The sequence below is a fragment of the Ruegeria sp. BF7 genome (assembly GCF_056538605.1).
On the sequence record NZ_JBQFTM010000004.1, the window covers coordinates 175,204 to 190,562 of the forward strand.

Below are 15,359 nucleotides of genomic sequence, written 5' to 3' on the forward strand. Positions count from 1 at the left end.
CGTCCTCAAAGTTTGAGCAGTTACTCAAACTTGACGCACTGCAATCGTCTTGTCCAGCCGTCAAAACACATCTGCAGTAATTTTTTTATTTGAGCGCTCAAATAAAAAATGATAGTGATTCCCTTCAGAGGAAAGGAGATCCTTATGAAGGACGAAGTGCTGATTCACTCTGATCCCAGAGCCGGGCGCACCGGGCTGCCCGCCTGGAGCTATACCAACAAAGAGCTTCTGGAAGAAGAAAAGGAGCTTCTGTTCCGACGACACTGGCAGCTTGTTTGCCATGTGAGCGATGTGCCCGAAGCCGGCGATTTCATGGCTGCGGATTTCACTGGCGAACGTGCTCTGGTGGTCCGGGGGGCGGACGGTGAAGTTCGCGCCTTCCATAATCTTTGCCGACATCGTGGAAGCCGGGTCGTGGCTGAAAACAAGGGGCATTGCAAAAACGCTATCATCTGCCCGTTCCACGGCTGGGCCTTCAATCTGGACGGAACACTGCGCGGCGCTGCACGCCCCGAGACGTTACCGGATCTGGACCCAGTGAAGTGGGGATTAAAACCGGTCGAGATGGACATTTGGCACGGCTTTGTCTTTGTTCGCTTCAAGCCAGGACCGCAACCCAAGGTTTCAGAGGTGATGGCTCAGTTTGAAGAAGAGTTGATCCCTTACGGCCTGGCAGAGATTCTGCCGGACGGGAATGGGATCAGCGTCACGGAAATCGCTGCAAACTGGAAATGCGTTCGTGACGTGGACAACGAGGGCTACCATGTGCCGCTGGCACATCCAGGCCTGCATGATCTTTTTGGCAACAATTACGAAGATCAACCGTTCACCAATGGCGCCGCCCGGTCCTTTGGTGGCTTCCGCCCGGGTTCCGGGCGGATGTGGAGTGTGCGCAATTACAAGAAGTTGCTTCCGAGAGCCGAGGCTTTGGATGACGAACATCAGGCAGCCTGGCTCTATCTGGGGCTTTTCCCCAACCTGGTGTTCGGTATCTACCCGGATTCAGTGATCTTCTATCACGAGTTTCCGGTGGAAAACGGTCGTACTATTCAGCGCGCCGCCTGTTACAAACGGCCGGCAGAGAATCGGCAGCTGCGAGCTGCACGATATCTCAGCGGACGGATCGACCGGATCACCTCGAAAGAGGATGAGCAGCTTATCGAATGGTGCTGGGAGGCGGCCTTCTCCAGCGGCTATGATGGGGTAATCCTATCGGATCTGGAGCACGGCGTGCGCAGCTACCACGATGAGTTGCGCAAGCTGTTCCCGGTGCTGGACCATGATGAACCCGACTCGGGGCAATTGAAGACCCGGAATGCAGAGCTGCTTGCACAGCTGGGCAAGACATGAATACGGGCGCCGCCACGAACAGGGCGGCGCTCTTAATACCGGCCGGGAGGAGCCAGGAATGTTAACCGGAGAGAGGCGTCAGGGCCTCGCATTGATCAGCCCGACTTTACTCTATTCGCTACTGTTGCTGGCCGCTCCGCTGGTGATGGTGGTAACTTTTAGCTTCTGGACGCAGAATTACCTCGAGCTCGATACGACCTTAACATTGGACAATTACCGCGAAGCTTGGAGCAAACCGATCTACCGCACCTTGCTGCTCCGCTCACTAAAGATTTCGCTGATTGTCACAGTGGTAACCGTGACCCTTGCGTTTCCGATCGCGTACTACCTGTCCTTCCACGTCAAGCACCGCAAGGCGTTGTGGTTGTTTCTGATCACCGTACCCTTCTGGACCAGCTATCTGCTGCGGGTGTTTCTGTGGAAAGTGATCCTCGGATACAACGGCGTTTTGAATACCGCGCTCACCGGGATGGGCATCATAGACCAGCCGCTGACTTTCCTGTTGTACAACGCCAATGCGGTGGTGCTGACCCTGGCCCATGCCTGGGCGCCCTTCGCGATTCTGCCAATATTCGTAGCACTGGAGAAGATCGATCGCTCGCTGCTGGAAGCCGCCGAGGATTTGGGCGACGGACCGGTGCGTAGGTTCTTTCGGATCACACTGCCATTGGCAATGCCTGGCGTGGTAGCCTCTACCCTAATCGTACTGATCCCAACCATCGGAGATTTCATCACTCCGAAGTTGGTTGGCGGTACCGACGGGTTGATGATCGCGAACATGATCCAAATTCAATTCGGCAAGGCAAATAACGCGCCGCTGGGAGCGGCTCTGGCAATCTCTTCGATGCTGATCGTGGCTAGCATCAGCGCAGTGATCTTCTTTGCCGGCAAACGTTTTGGAGGCAAAGTGAAATGAACTCGGTTCGTAAAGGGCTTTCCCCCAAATGGCTGGTTTTCTACGCCGTTGCCTACATGGTTTTTCTCTACGCACCGGTCATCCTGTTGCCGATGTTCGCATTTAACGACGCCACAATCATTTCATTTCCACTGACCGGCTTTACCACCCAGTGGTTCGACGTGCTGTGGAAGACTGAGGCCCTGCACGGTGCGGTACGAAATTCGCTGGTTGTCGGCGTCACGTCAGCGGTGCTGAGCACCATCCTCGGCGCCTGCGCAGCACGGGCGGCAGCTCGCTACAGGTTCCCAGCCAAACGCGGTATTATGAGCTTCATCATGCTGCCACTTGTGCTGCCAGAGATCATCGTTGCAGTGGCCCTTTTGGTTCTTCTGATCCAGCTGGGCATGCCGTTGTCGCTGGCAACCGTCATATTGGGCCATGTACTGATCTGCACGCCCTTCGCCATCGCCATTCTGAACTCTGCATTTCAAGGGCTGGATCAAAGCTTGGAGGAAGCCTCGTACGACCTGGGTGAAAGCCGCTGGGGAACGTTCCGCCGCGTGGTTCTACCGTTGGTCATGCCCGGCATCGTGTCCAGTCTTCTGATCACTTTTACCATTTCGCTGGATGAATTCATTATCGCCTTTTTCCTGACCGGCACAGAAGTAACCCTGCCCGTCTATATCTGGAGCCAGCTGCGTTTTCCTACCAAGCTGCCGTCTGTAATGGCGCTCGGGACTATCTTGCTGACTCTGTCTGTCCTACTCCTGATCCTTGCCGAGTGGTTCCGCCGCCGTTCGGCTCGGAAACAAGGTATCGAAGCTTCAGCTACCGGAGGATTTGCCTGATATGGCTACCCCATCCCTAAAGCCCATCATCGACCTTACCGGCATCACCAAAAATTTTGGTAGCTTTGAGGCCTTAAAAGGCATTGATGCAACCATCTATGAGGGCGAGTTCTTTTCACTGCTGGGCCCTTCGGGCTGCGGCAAGACCACCTTACTGCGCATGATTGCCGGGTTTGAGACGCCAACGGATGGCACAATCGTTATTGCAGGCCAAGACATGGCGGGCGTCCCCGCCAACCGCCGCCCCACCAATATGGTGTTTCAATCCTATGCGATTTTCCCGCATCTCAGCGTGGCAGAAAACGTCGGCTATGGCTTGAAGACCCGCAAGATGCCCAAAGCTGAAATTGCCCGCGAAGTAGAGCAGGCGCTGAAAATGGTGGACCTTGGCGGGTTGGGTGATCGCGCTGCCCACGAGTTGTCCGGCGGTCAGCGTCAACGGGTTGCTCTGGCCCGGGCACTGGTGATGAAGCCGAAGGTCGTGTTGTTGGACGAGCCTTTGTCCGCGCTCGACAAAAAGCTGCGCGACCAAATGCAGGTGGAACTGCGCCAACTCCAGCAAAAGCTTGGTATTACTTTTATTCTGGTGACCCATGACCAGGAAGAGGCACTGACTATGTCCGACCGGATCGCCGTTATGTTCGAAGGCAGGATTGCACAGCAAGCCAGCCCGGAAGAGTTGTACCGCCGCCCGGTGGACAAGCGTGTTGCTTCGTTTATCGGAGTAATGAATTTCCTCGACGCCAAAGCCTCGGGGCGTATGAACGGTCATCTGGCGCTCGATATTCCGGCGCTTGGCAGTATCGAATTACCAACAGCGCAGATCCCCGAAGGAATGGACATTCAGAACCTGGATTCGATTGGCATCCGACCGGAGATGCTGACTATCCTCTTTGATGGCAGCGAACCGACCGAGCAGGTGGCCAGGGGGCAGGTAACTGGAACCGCCTATTATGGCGACATGACCTATTACAGCGTGCGCCTGCCCGGCCATACCGCGGACGTGACAATCTCAATGCGTAACACCGCAGGCCGTTCCATCGTTCCTCCCGGCAGCGAGGTTCCGGTGGGCTGGGGCGCTGACTCCATCGTGCTATTCCAGTGACCCAGGCTGCCTTGGCTGGTCGCCCGGAATAGCATCAAGTTATAGAAAACAAGGCGGCTTCAGAAACCAGCTTTAATCAGTTCGAATTCAGCGATCATCTTTTCGCGCAGGTCCGACGGCACCGGCGCTTGCCACAAGGTCTTGGCCCGCAGACTTTCGCTGCTTTCAAGCCCCATTGCCGCGAGGTCGTCCGCGTTCATGTCCGCCATGGCCTTTGCGTTGCCGTGTCCATAGCCCCAGCTGGACACAAGATAATTAGCGGTTCTAGGTTCCAACCAAGCGTTGATGAAGTCATAGAACTTATCTTCAGAGCCCGGCGCATTGGCTAGCTTCGCATAACCGCATACCCAGCTGGACGCGCCCTCTTCCGTGTCTCGCTTGATTGCGATTGGGTGGCCTTCATAGGTCATCGTCGAATATGTCTCGTTCCAGGCCCAGGCCAGATAAACCTCACCGCTTTGCATCAGCTGGGCCAGCGACGCGCCATCGGACCAGTAGGTGCGAACATTCTGGTGCACCGCGCGCAGGAAATCAGATGCTGCCTGAAACTGTTCGTCCGTGGCATTGGTCCAGTCTGTGACGCCAATGGCCAGAAAACCCAAAGCATAGGCATCATCCACATTGTCGCCAATCGAGATCCGCCCCTGATGCTTGGGATCTGCGAAGGCCTGCAGGGTCGCCACGTCCGCATCTTTCAGATGTTCAGTGTGATAGGTGACGGCAGTGTTGCCCCAATCCGCTGGAATGAAATAGCTCTGGCCGTCCTTGGTGTAGGCTTCAATGTCGCGGAAACTCGGCTCTAACTCGTTCCAGCGCTCAATGCGCGCAGTATCCAATGGGGCAAGCAACCCGGCCTCAATCCACTTTGGAACCGACTGTGAACAGGGATGGGCAACGTCTGCGTGGAAACCGGAACGCAGTTTCTGGAACGCTTCCTCCTCGTCACCGAAGAAAGCGAAGGTCGGCCCGTCCCCATGTTTTTCAATGTAAGCAGAGAAGAACTCAGGGTCTTCGTAACCGGCCCAGTCAAAAACGGTCAGTTCCGCATCGTCGGCCAATCCCGTACCTGCCTGAAGTGACAGGGCCATGCCAAGCGCAGTGGCTGTTTTCAAAAATTTCATGAAAGTCTCCCTGTTGCCGCGGCCCTGTTTTCCAGCCTTTTGCCTCCTCCGGCGCAGGTAGGACCGTGATAAGAAAAAGGTTAAGAGGGAATCTGACTTGACACAATAATTATTTGAGCGCTCAATCAAATTATGATGCAAAACCTGCATATCAAAGGGTAAATACTGATGCGCGATCCTCGCCACGACATCCTCTTCCAGCCGCTGAAAATCGGCCCCGTAGAGACGAAGAACCGTTTCTACCAAGTGCCGCACTGCGCGGGCATGGGATGGCGGCGCCCGCGCACCGTGGCGGCAATGCGGGGGATGAAGGCGGAAGGAGGTTGGGGGGTTGTGAATACCGAATTCTGCTCGATTCACCCAACTTCGGATAACGACTACTACCCCTATGCCGCACTGTGGGACGAGGATGATATTCGGGCCAACAAGTTGATGACCGACGCCGTGCATGAACATGGCGCGCTGGCCGGGGTGGAGTTGTGGATAGGCGGCGGTATGGTGACGAATTTCGGCACCCGGCTTGCCCCCCTTGGTATGCGCAACCGACCGCAGACGGATTCCACCGTGCTGCATCCGGGACAGGCGCGCAAAATTGATCGCGAGGACATCCGCAATATTCGCAAATGGCACCGCGAGGCTGCCTTAAGAGCGGTCGATGCCGGTTTCGACATCGTTTATGTCTATGCCACCCACGGCTACCTGCTGTCGGAATTCCTCGACCCGGTGAACAACACACGCACTGATGAATACGGCGGCAGCCTGAGGAATCGGGTTCGGCTGGTGCGCGAACTCATCGAGGAAACAAAAGAGGCCGTTGGTCACAAATGCGCCGTGGCCACCCGTTTCAGCGTCGGGCTGGACGATGCCGAGAGCTATGATGCCTTCGCCATGCTGGCGGACCTGCCAGACCTGTGGGACCTGGTGGTGCCCGACTACGGGGTTGAGATGGGGGTAAGCCGTTTCGTCAAGGAAGCGTCTTTTACGGATAATATCGCGCGAGCGAAATCTCTGACCTCCAAACCCGTTGTGGCGGTAGGGCGTTACACCTCGCCTGACACCATGGCGCAGGTGATCCGCCAGGGCGGGCAAGATCTGATCGGTGCGGCACGCCCGTCAATCGCTGACCCGTTCCTGCCAAAGAAGGTTGAAGAAGGCCGCAGCGAAGACATACGCGAGTGCATCGGTTGCAATATCTGCTACGCGCATGACTCGCTTGGTGTGCCACTGCGCTGCACCCAGAACCCGACCATGGGCGAGGAATGGCGCCAAGGCTGGCACCCCGAGAAAGCCGGGCGCAGCGAAAAACCTGAAAAAGTGCTGGTTGTCGGAGCAGGACCCGCCGGGCTGGAAGCCGCCCGGGTTCTAGGCGAGCGCGGCCATTCGGTAATGCTGGCCGAAGCAAGCCGCGTACTAGGAGGCCGCGTTACCCGTGAGTCCCGTTTGCCAGGGATGATTGAATGGGCCCGCGTATGCGACTGGCGCGTTGGGCAAATTGAAAAACTACCCAACGTGGAAATCTACCCGGAAAGCCCGCTGACAGCATCCGATGTGCTGGATCTTGGTGCCTCCCATGTGATCGCCGCAACAGGGGCGGTCTGGGCGACGGATACCATCGGGCGGCATTCCGATGCCGGTTTAGAGGAGGAGGCGCCCGGCATGGTCGTCTCGGCGGAAACAGTGCTGAAAGGTGAAACGCTGAATGCGGATCATGTGATGATCTATGATGACGATCACTACTACCTCGGCTCAGTTCTGGCCTTAAAGCTGCGCAAGGAAGGGCACAGGGTCACGCTGGTGACGCCCGCTGGCCGTCCCTGCGATTGGGGCCAATGGACGACCGAGGTCTACCAATCCAATACCGCCTTGATTGAGGCGGGGGTTGCCGTCGTACCCAACCGAATGCTGGTGGCTGCCCATAAGGGAGAGGCAGTCTTGTCCTGCATGTTCTCAGAGAGCCGCAGTTCTCATGCCTGCGATGCAATTATCCCGCTTACCCGCCGCCTGCCGGTGCTGGATCTCTATGATGGCCTAAAGGGTATGGGAGATGGATTACACGAGTCCGGCATCAAATCCGTAATCCGCATTGGCGACGCCGAAGCCCCCCATATCATAGCGGCCGCCGTGCAAAGCGGCTACCGCGCCGCGATGGACCTGGGACAGGAAGTTGATCTTGCCACGAAATACGGGCGTCGCGAACATACGGTGTAAGAACACACGCGCAATCGGACTTCCACAATAAGCGCCGCGGAAAGAATGCCTTCTATAGATGCAAACGTTGGATGGCGCTGTGCCTGCCGATCAGGTGAATAGTTTTCAGATGCCGAGTTGCAGCTGGTGCCAAGCATTTCCAGAACAATAGAACAATAAAGGCGGGTGCCGGAACCCGATGCACCCGCCAGTTCGGGAAAGGTGACTGGAGCCTCTGTCACCCCTACCCCAACCTTACACAGTCAGCTGCGCTTCCACCTGCTGAATGGCTCGTTCAAGAATGTCGAACATTTCGTCGATCTGCTCCAACGTGATGATCAACGGTGGCGAGAACACAGCCATGTTGATCAGCGGTCGCACGATCAGGCCCATCTTCTCGCAGGCGGCATCAATCATCGCGCCAAGCTTGCGCTCGGCTTCCAGATCCTCCGCCCGACATTCGATACATCCCAAAAGTCCCTCACCGCGAGCATCGCCGACGATTCCAAACGTCATAAGTTCGCGCAGGCGTGCTTGAAAATGCGGGGTGACGGCGCGGACATGCTCCAGGATACCTTCTCGCTCGATGATCTCGATATTCTTCAGCGCTGCGACGCAAGAGACCGGATGACCTGAGTAGGTGTATCCGTTTGTGTAGGAAGACGGTGTACCCAGGTGACTCATCTGTTCCATAACCCGGTCGGAAATGATGCATGCGCCCAAAGGCAGATACCCAGAGGTCAGACCCTTTGCGCAGGTGATCATGTCGGGCTGAATACCGAAAACTTCTTCGGAGGCAAACCAATGACCCAGCCGGCCGAAACCGGTCACCACCTCGTCGGAGATGTACAAGATATCGTTGGCGCGGCAGAGCTCCCAAGTCCGTTTGTGGTAGCCGGGAGCAGGCACAATGACACCTCCGGAGGAAAGAATCGGCTCGGCAATGAAGGCGCCAATGTTTTCCGCGCCAATCTCTGCAATAGCGGCAGCTAGGTCGGCGACTTTGTCATCGCACCAATCCTCGACGCTCATGTCCGCAGGGCGGCGATAGGGGTTAACGTCGGGCAGGAAATGCACCAGTCGCGTCTCGAAATCGAAATGGCTTTTGTCGCGCTCCTTGCCGGTCACCGAATGGGCCAGATAGGTCGAGCCGTGATAGCCCTTCTCGCGGGCAATGATCTTCTTCTTTTGTGGTTTGCCGCGGCGGTTGTTCATGTACTGCATCGTACGCAGCGCCGTATCCACCGCCGTCGAGCCACCGGTAGTAAAGAATACATTATTCAAATCTCCGGGTGCCATTTCGGCGATCTTCTTAGCCAGCATCGCCGATGGTTCAGTGGTGTTGGTGAACGGAGAAGTATAGGGTAGTTTAATGACCTGCGCGGCGATGGCATCGGCCATCTCCTGGCGGCCATAGCCGATCTGGGTGCACCACATGCCGCCGGGCCCGTCGATGTAGCGCTTTCCGGAGGCGTCCCAAAGGTGAATCCCCTCGGCAGTCTCCATCAGCATATTGTCGTATCCACGCCAGTCGTCCATTGCCATCCAAGGATGCAATTGATGGGTGCGATCCCACGTGTGCAGGGTGTTGGGGCTCGGTTCGTTGGACAACGTATTTGGTTTCATTTTGGTCATTGGAAGTACCTAATCCGATTCAGAACGGGCGTGGCGGAGTTGCTCGCGCACGGCTATTGATGAAAAAGGGGTTGTGTTCGATTGTGACCGGCACAAGGCGCTTGTCCCATTGGCCCTCTTCGTTGACGTAAACTTCTGCCCAGAGGTCATCCGTGATGCCCTCGCCGAAAGGCGCTTTGAACTCGGCCAGTGCTATGTTGCGCTTGGTCGTGGGGGACCATACGCCAGAGGTCACATGCCCCACCTCTTTCTTCTTCTTGTGATAGATCAGAGCGCCATCAGCGGGTTTGAACCCGCCAATATCGATCTTGCGCAGGTGATACCGCAGACCGGATTGCCGTTGCTTCAGTAATGCGCGGCGCCCATTGAAATGGCCCTTTGTGAAATCCACCATTTTATCGAAGCCCAACTCCAGCGGGCTACGGCCGCGCCCCAGGCGCATGGCAGTGTGAACAGGTTGGAAGTCGAAACCAGCGGCGATGAACCCTGCCTCGATCCGGCAGATTTTGAGCGCCTCGAAGCCGATCGCCTTCAACCCCCAATGGCAGCCTGCCGCCCACAACCGGTCCCACAAGTCCAACGCGTTGCCATTCGGAACCCACAGCTCATAACCGAGATCACCGGTAAACCCGGTGCGCGATACCCAGAGATCCGGTTCGACCTCGCGCCAATCGAAAGGCTTCATCTCTCCAACATCACCCAGACCTGCATCCTGCAACAGCGAGAACGACGTCGGCCCCTGTAAAGACAACGCCGCGGTGTTCTGGCTCTCGTCTGCGATTTCGACGTCCAATCCCCAGGCGGTGTCGAGAAGCCATGTATACATCGGCTCCTGGCAGCAAAGGCGGAAATCTGTTTCGGAGTAGCGGAACAATGTGCCATCGTCGATCACCATGCCCTCTTCATCGCACCATAGAACATAGCCGACCCGTCCATCGCGCAGCTTGGCGACGTCGCGGGTCACCAGCCGGTTCACGACCTCCAACGCATCCGGTCCTGTAATGCGGTATTTGTGCATCGGCGAAATATCAAACAGGGTTGTCTGGTTGCGGATGGCGAAATATTCGAACTCCACCGTGTCCAATGTCGCGGCCGAAACGTAGCCTGCCCAATTGGTCCAACTCTTAGCAGTGCTGAGCGCCTCCAGCCGCGGCTGGAACGGAGTTTCGATCAGGCCGATGGGAACATGTTTGGTCATCAGAGTACCCCGTCCTTCAATAGCTGCATTGCGCTGTTACGGCCGGCCAAACCGGTCACGTCTCCGCCCGGGTGGGCGCCTGCACCACATAGGTAGTAGCCTTCGGGTCCAAACCGGTAATGCGCCATTCCGTTGGCGGGCCGCACCGTTAGAATCTGGTCGATGCCCATCTCAGCATGATGCCAATGCCCACCCGGCGCCCCTGTTCGCGCTTCAATACAGGCAGGGCTGAGGGCTTGCGTCTCTATGACCAGACCTCCGATACCGGGTGCGTATTTCTCAAGCGTTGCAATTGTGACGTTTGACAGTTTCTCACGAGCTGCCTCATCCCAGCCGCCGTCCAGACCGTAGGGAACAGAACTGACCACGGCAGAAATCACATGCCGACCGTCTTTGGCCAGCGTCGGGTCTGTCAGGTTGGGAATGATCGCCTCAATAACAGGCGCTTTCGGCATCTCGCCGTATTTAGCCGGGTTGAAGGCACGTTCTACATAAGTTGCACTCGGGGCGATCAGCAGCCGGCTCGCCGCAAGGTCGGGATTGAGACCTGTGAACTCCGGCGTACCGCTAAGCACCAGATTGACCTTGGCCGCCGAGCCTTTGCAGCGCTGGTTGCGCATTCGCCGGACTGCTTCGACGTCGTAATGTTTTGTGCCTGTGAGCATCATTGCGGGCATTGGGCCCGTATTGCTCAAAACTGCTCGGGCGGAGATTTGGGTGCCGTCCTCCAGCACCACGCCCGCTGCATGATCGTTTTCAACCAACACCCGGGCCACGCCGTTGCCAGTAAGGATTTCCGCCCCGGCAGCGCGAGCCGCAGTCTCAAACGCAGCGGAAACTGCGCCCATTCCACCCACTGGCAGCTGCGCACCGCCGCCCTGCCCCAAGCGGTACATTAAGGTAAAGACAGTCCCAGGTGAGCGCGGGCCTGCATAAGCGCCGCGCACCGCATCTGCTGCCAGCGCGCCAGCCAGCGGGCTGTCCTCAAGATCATCCAAAATCAAGTCATAAGCGTTGGACAGGAGAACGCGGAGAAACTCGCGCATGTCCTTCTTGCCCATCCGCTTTAGATCCAGCCCCAGTTTGGCCAATCCGCCAAGTTCGGTGAGCATATCCAGGCTGTTCAAGCCGCCTTCAAGCGACGGAGGGGTTTTCGTAGAAAGCTGGCCCAGCAAACGCGCAAACAGGGTCAAACGGCGCATCAATTCGGCAAAAGGCGCGGCTTCGGGATGAGGTCGACCGTCTGCCAATTCAGCCTTGCCATCACGGATGATCGCATGGTTACCGTCTTCTGATAGCGACACTGAAGCCAGCTTGCGCAATTCCAAGGGAGCACGTGCTGTCCCGAGACCCAACTCTTTAGTCACTTTAGGGTGTAAGTTGTAAAGCAGATGCGCGATCTCCGGCACCTGAGTCCCGCCTGCAAGTGTGGTGTTGCGCGCCATACCGCCTGCGGTCTCGTTCCTTTCGATCACGCAAACCGATTTGCCCTTACGGGCCAGCGTCGCAGCTGCGGCCAGCCCGTTATGACCCGCGCCAATGACAACCGCATCATAGGTAGGTGTCGTCATCATATACTCCTCAGGCTGCGTAGCTGTTCATTGCGTTGCTTTTGCCAATGTTGCGCAGGATTTCTTTGGCAGCATTGGCACCCGGAGCCGCCATCACACCGCCGCCTGGGTGGGCTGAGGATCCGACTATGTACATGCCATCAATAGGCGTATCGTATTGTGCGTAACCGGGGACCGGACGGTTGAAGAGCAGCTGGTCGAAGGTCAGTTCGCCCTGAAAGATGTTGCCTTCGGTAAGACCAACCTCCTGCTCGATATCCCAAGGGGTGCGGATTTCAGCATGTAAAGTCTTGCTGCGGATGTCGGGGCAGGCCTGTTCCAGTTTGTCGAAGACACAATCCGCAAAGGCGCCGCGGGTCTGGCCATTCCAGTTGGTTCCGGCGCGCACGCCGCCCACTTCCAGATCGTAGGGCGCGTATTGTACGAAGACGGTCATCATGTGCTTGCCCGGCGGGGCCATTGTCGGGTCGATCTGGCTGGGGATCAGCATGTCGAAATAAGGGTTTTGCGACCAGCGCCCCTCTTTCCAATCGTCATAGGCGCGTTCCAGTTCGTTCAGGCTTTCGGCGCAATGGAGATCGCCGCGCAAGAAAGGCGCACTCTTGGGTGCGGCAGGAAACTCGGGCAAGGCATCCAGTGCAATGTTCAACTTGCCCGACGAGCCGCGAATCTTGAACCTTTTGACCGCCTTCAAAAAATCTTGGGGTAAATGCTGCTGCTCGGTATGCTCCAGGAAAGTTCGCTTCACATCCATATTGGAGGCGACTAAGGGCGCGCGGTATTCATCGCCATTTTCCAACACGACCCCTGTGACCCTGCCATTGGAAACCAAAAAGCGGTCGACGCCAGAGCCGGTTACGATAGTGCCGCCTGCTTCCTCAAAACAGGCTCCAAGCGCGTTGGAGATTGCACCCATGCCGCCACGGGCAAAGCCCCAAGCCCCAATCGCGCCATCCACGTCGCCCATGTAGTGGTGTAGCAGAACATAAGCTGTGCCGGGCGAATAGACACCTAGGCCCGTACCTATGATCCCCGCCCCGGCTATGTGCGCCTTGATCAGGTCATTCTCGAAATGTTCATCTAGGAAGTCGCCGATCGACATCGACCAAAAGCGCAGGGTCTCGCCCAGCTCCTTCTTGCCCAGCCCATGCGCCTGTTTGATCAGAAACAGCAGCTCGCCGATGTCGCGCGGCTTTAACGAGGTGGGATCTGGTGCGTTTCGCAACAGAAAAGGCCGGATGAAGCGGCATTGGCGTATCACTGTCTGGCTGAACCGGTCATAGGCATCCGCGTCATGCGTACTGTGGCGGCTTATTTCCCGGCGCAGCGCGTCATGGTCGGACATATAGGCAAAGTAGTCGCCGTCCCGGTTAAAGCTGGCACCACCTTCGTAGGGGATCACCTGAAGCCCATATTTTGGCAGTTCCAAGTCGCGCACAATTTCGCGGCGTAGCAGCGAACAGACATAGGAGCAGTTGGAATAGGTCCAACCTTCATGCAGCGACCGGCTCACAGCTGCACCGCCGATCCAATCGTTCTTTTCCACAACCAGAACCCTCAGCCCTGCCTTTGCCAAGTAGCAGGCCGTAGTCAGGCCATTGTGCCCTGCCCCTGCGACGATTGCGTCATATCTGTCGTGCTGCCCCATGAACTTCTCCTGGCTCGACCTTCGTCAGGTGGAGCGTAGAGGAGAAGATATTTTTCGTAAAGTTTTTTTGAGCGCTCAAATAAAAATAAGTGGGCTGACAGGAACAGAGAATTGTGGAACAAGGGAAAAAGTTGAAGTTTGGTTTGGATTTCTCATGGTGGCATCTAAGGGCAGCGGCAGGAAGCCGCGCAAGGAACGCAAGGAAAACGCCGACATGCGACGGCGTCAGATTCTCGATGCGACTCTTAAGTCGATTGTGATTAACGGGCTCGCCAAGACAACGCTGGCGACAGTAGCCAACGAGGCCGGGCTGTCTCAAGGCGTGGCAGTCTTCTATTTCAAGTCCAAGACCGGGATTCTTACCGAAGCACTGCGGGATCAGTACCAAACCTACGAGGCCCACTGGGTGGCGGCGTTGGGCAAGGCACCAGAAGACCCCGCGACCCGGTTGCGCACAATCATCGAGGCGGATTTTAGCCCCAAGATCTGCAACTCCAATGCACTCGCCATCTGGTTTGCCTTCTTCGGGGAACAGAATTTTGTTCCACAATATGCTGAAATCAACCGCGAATTTGAGGACAAACGGTCCAAGATGCTCAGCGAGATCTGCCATCAGCTGGTGCCGGAAGACCCTGACAAGGCCAGTTTAGCTGGGGGCTGGATCGATACGCTGACTGACGGTTACTGGCAGAAACTGCATCTGTTCCCACACATCTACTCACGTGAAGGGGCGCTGACACAGACACTAAATTTCCTTCAAACGCTATTCCCTAACCATGCGGAAGCATTCCAAACAAAGATTGGGAAGTAGACCAATCAGCAGCCCTGCAAACTTCTTAGACTACTCTAAGGGCAGCCGAAGAATATGCAGCTTTTACTTTCAAGCTGATCATTCGATCAGCCTCTCTTCGGATAATGCAATCAAACTTGTCTCTTGGACTTTGCTCAACAAAGACTACGGCGTAATCGCTATCCTCTTAGAAGTGATACAGCACGCTCTGCATGTTTTCGCTATAGCGATGGTGAGAATGGGAACGTGTCGCATGATTTGCTCGCAATGAACCGCAACGTTATTGCAGCGCCATCTGCCACTTAAGTGCAATGGTCGGCTTCCAATGCCCATATTTTGTTGTATTCAAGACAGTGATCCGAAGTTCGTTGCACCTGAGTACTTGCCGAACGCCAACGCGCTGGCAGCTTTATGCAAGAGCTCCGGACTATAGCGATGCTGACAATGGGAAAATGCGGCGGAAAAAAACCAAACAGCTAAGATGTTTAGCCGTTTGATAGCAACCCATTCTAACTCGGTCTATCTATCCGGGCGGAAAAACAGCTGTCTTTTTTACCGTTCCATAGACAAAGCTGGTGTCGATCGAGGCTATCCCACCGATCGGATGAATTCGGTGGCGAATAAACTCCTCGTAAGCCTCAAGGTCCGACACCAAAACCCGCAACTGATAGTCCATTGCCCCGGTCAGCACGTGGCATTCAAGAACTTCATCAATCATCCGAACACGTTTTTCAAAGTTCTGAACGTCCGTTTCATTGTGTCGCTCTAACCGGATACGCACGAAGACGGTAATGGCCATCCCATACGCGGCAGCGTCAACGTCGGCGCTGTATCCCTTTATCACTCCGTTGGCTTCAAGGTTTTTGACCCGGCGCAAACACGGTGACGGGGACAGGTTCACCTCGTCGGCAAGATCCTGGTTCGTCATGCGCCCGTCACGCTGCAGAGCTCGAATGATCTGCCTGTCCTTAGCGTCCATTTCACCCTCTTGCTTAGCAGATTATGCTA

The 15,359-nt window shown here is 56.3% G+C and carries 12 protein-coding genes; 6 read left to right on the plus strand and 6 right to left on the minus strand.

Annotated elements, in window-relative coordinates; translation table 11 throughout:
- Window positions 1-144: 144 nt before the first annotated feature.
- The 4 genes from ACR0IK_RS11555 to ACR0IK_RS11570 are packed head-to-tail and all read left to right on the plus strand — an operon-like array spanning window position 145 to window position 4,201.
- Window positions 145-1,350 (plus strand): aromatic ring-hydroxylating oxygenase subunit alpha, encoded by a 1,206-nt coding sequence (locus ACR0IK_RS11555; protein WP_480641592.1) that lies wholly within the window; start codon window positions 145-147, stop codon window positions 1,348-1,350.
- 58 nt (window positions 1,351-1,408) lie between these two features.
- The gene (locus ACR0IK_RS11560; RefSeq protein ID WP_480591188.1) at window positions 1,409-2,266 is read left to right on the plus strand and encodes an ABC transporter permease; all 858 of its coding nucleotides are present in this window, start codon (window positions 1,409-1,411) and stop codon (window positions 2,264-2,266) included.
- Window positions 2,263-3,096: an ABC transporter permease gene (locus ACR0IK_RS11565; RefSeq protein WP_480591190.1), complete on the plus strand. Its 834-nt coding sequence runs from the start codon at window positions 2,263-2,265 to the stop codon at window positions 3,094-3,096. Before ACR0IK_RS11560 ends, ACR0IK_RS11565 begins: the two co-directional genes overlap by 4 nt.
- A gap of 1 nt (window position 3,097) precedes the next feature.
- Window positions 3,098-4,201, plus strand: a complete 1,104-nt coding sequence (locus tag ACR0IK_RS11570; protein ID WP_480641593.1) for an ABC transporter ATP-binding protein — start codon at window positions 3,098-3,100, stop codon at window positions 4,199-4,201.
- Window positions 4,202-4,260: 59 nt separating this feature from the next.
- On the opposite strand, the gene ACR0IK_RS11575 is transcribed toward ACR0IK_RS11570, so the two are convergent.
- Window positions 4,261-5,322, minus strand: a complete 1,062-nt coding sequence (locus ACR0IK_RS11575; protein ID WP_480641594.1) for an extracellular solute-binding protein — start codon at window positions 5,320-5,322, stop codon at window positions 4,261-4,263.
- A 168-nt stretch (window positions 5,323-5,490) separates the two neighbouring features.
- On the opposite strand from ACR0IK_RS11575, the gene ACR0IK_RS11580 reads away from it, so the two are divergent.
- Window positions 5,491-7,530, plus strand: a complete 2,040-nt coding sequence (locus tag ACR0IK_RS11580) for an oxidoreductase (RefSeq protein ID WP_480641595.1) — start codon at window positions 5,491-5,493, stop codon at window positions 7,528-7,530.
- A gap of 234 nt (window positions 7,531-7,764) precedes the next feature.
- Here ACR0IK_RS11580 and ACR0IK_RS11585 read toward each other — a convergent pair whose 3' ends face one another.
- From ACR0IK_RS11585 to ACR0IK_RS11600, 4 genes are read right to left on the minus strand one after another with little or no spacing between them, the layout of a single operon-like run.
- Window positions 7,765-9,135 (minus strand): aminotransferase, encoded by a 1,371-nt coding sequence (locus ACR0IK_RS11585; protein ID WP_480641723.1) that lies wholly within the window; start codon window positions 9,133-9,135, stop codon window positions 7,765-7,767.
- Between the two features lie 28 nt (window positions 9,136-9,163).
- Window positions 9,164-10,342, minus strand: coding sequence for an aminomethyl transferase family protein (locus tag ACR0IK_RS11590; RefSeq protein ID WP_480641596.1), 1,179 nt, complete (start codon window positions 10,340-10,342; stop codon window positions 9,164-9,166).
- Window positions 10,342-11,913 (minus strand): phytoene desaturase family protein, encoded by a 1,572-nt coding sequence (locus ACR0IK_RS11595; protein ID WP_480641597.1) that lies wholly within the window; start codon window positions 11,911-11,913, stop codon window positions 10,342-10,344. Before ACR0IK_RS11595 ends, ACR0IK_RS11590 begins: the two co-directional genes overlap by 1 nt.
- Window positions 11,914-11,923: 10 nt before the next feature.
- A complete protein-coding gene (locus ACR0IK_RS11600) occupies window positions 11,924-13,561 on the minus strand; it encodes a phytoene desaturase family protein (protein WP_480591202.1) in 1,638 nt (545 codons plus the stop codon).
- On the opposite strand from ACR0IK_RS11600, the gene ACR0IK_RS11605 reads away from it, so the two are divergent.
- The gene (locus ACR0IK_RS11605) at window positions 13,560-14,372 is read left to right on the plus strand and encodes a TetR family transcriptional regulator C-terminal domain-containing protein (protein ID WP_480591204.1); all 813 of its coding nucleotides are present in this window, start codon (window positions 13,560-13,562) and stop codon (window positions 14,370-14,372) included. The two genes, ACR0IK_RS11600 and ACR0IK_RS11605, sit on opposite strands and share 2 nt — an antisense overlap.
- 502 nt (window positions 14,373-14,874) lie before the next feature.
- Here the strand turns inward: ACR0IK_RS11605 and ACR0IK_RS11610 are convergent.
- Window positions 14,875-15,330, minus strand: coding sequence for an Lrp/AsnC family transcriptional regulator (locus ACR0IK_RS11610; RefSeq protein ID WP_170554944.1), 456 nt, complete (start codon window positions 15,328-15,330; stop codon window positions 14,875-14,877).
- Window positions 15,331-15,359: the final 29 nt, after the last annotated feature.

Coding starts and splice junctions, on each gene's coding strand:
- ACR0IK_RS11555 (WP_480641592.1), top strand. CDS start 145: ATGAAGGACGAAGTGCTGATTCACTCTGATCCCAGAGCCGGGCGCACC.
- ACR0IK_RS11560 (WP_480591188.1), top strand. CDS start 1,409: ATGTTAACCGGAGAGAGGCGTCAGGGCCTCGCATTGATCAGCCCGACT.
- ACR0IK_RS11565 (WP_480591190.1), top strand. CDS start 2,263: ATGAACTCGGTTCGTAAAGGGCTTTCCCCCAAATGGCTGGTTTTCTAC.
- ACR0IK_RS11570 (WP_480641593.1), top strand. CDS start 3,098: ATGGCTACCCCATCCCTAAAGCCCATCATCGACCTTACCGGCATCACC.
- ACR0IK_RS11575 (WP_480641594.1), bottom strand. CDS start 5,322: ATGAAATTTTTGAAAACAGCCACTGCGCTTGGCATGGCCCTGTCACTT.
- ACR0IK_RS11580 (WP_480641595.1), top strand. CDS start 5,491: ATGCGCGATCCTCGCCACGACATCCTCTTCCAGCCGCTGAAAATCGGC.
- ACR0IK_RS11585 (WP_480641723.1), bottom strand. CDS start 9,135: ATGAAACCAAATACGTTGTCCAACGAACCGAGCCCCAACACCCTGCAC.
- ACR0IK_RS11590 (WP_480641596.1), bottom strand. CDS start 10,342: ATGACCAAACATGTTCCCATCGGCCTGATCGAAACTCCGTTCCAGCCG.
- ACR0IK_RS11595 (WP_480641597.1), bottom strand. CDS start 11,913: ATGACGACACCTACCTATGATGCGGTTGTCATTGGCGCGGGTCATAAC.
- ACR0IK_RS11605 (WP_480591204.1), top strand. CDS start 13,560: ATGAACTTCTCCTGGCTCGACCTTCGTCAGGTGGAGCGTAGAGGAGAA.
- ACR0IK_RS11600 (WP_480591202.1), bottom strand. CDS start 13,561: ATGGGGCAGCACGACAGATATGACGCAATCGTCGCAGGGGCAGGGCAC.
- ACR0IK_RS11610 (WP_170554944.1), bottom strand. CDS start 15,330: ATGGACGCTAAGGACAGGCAGATCATTCGAGCTCTGCAGCGTGACGGG.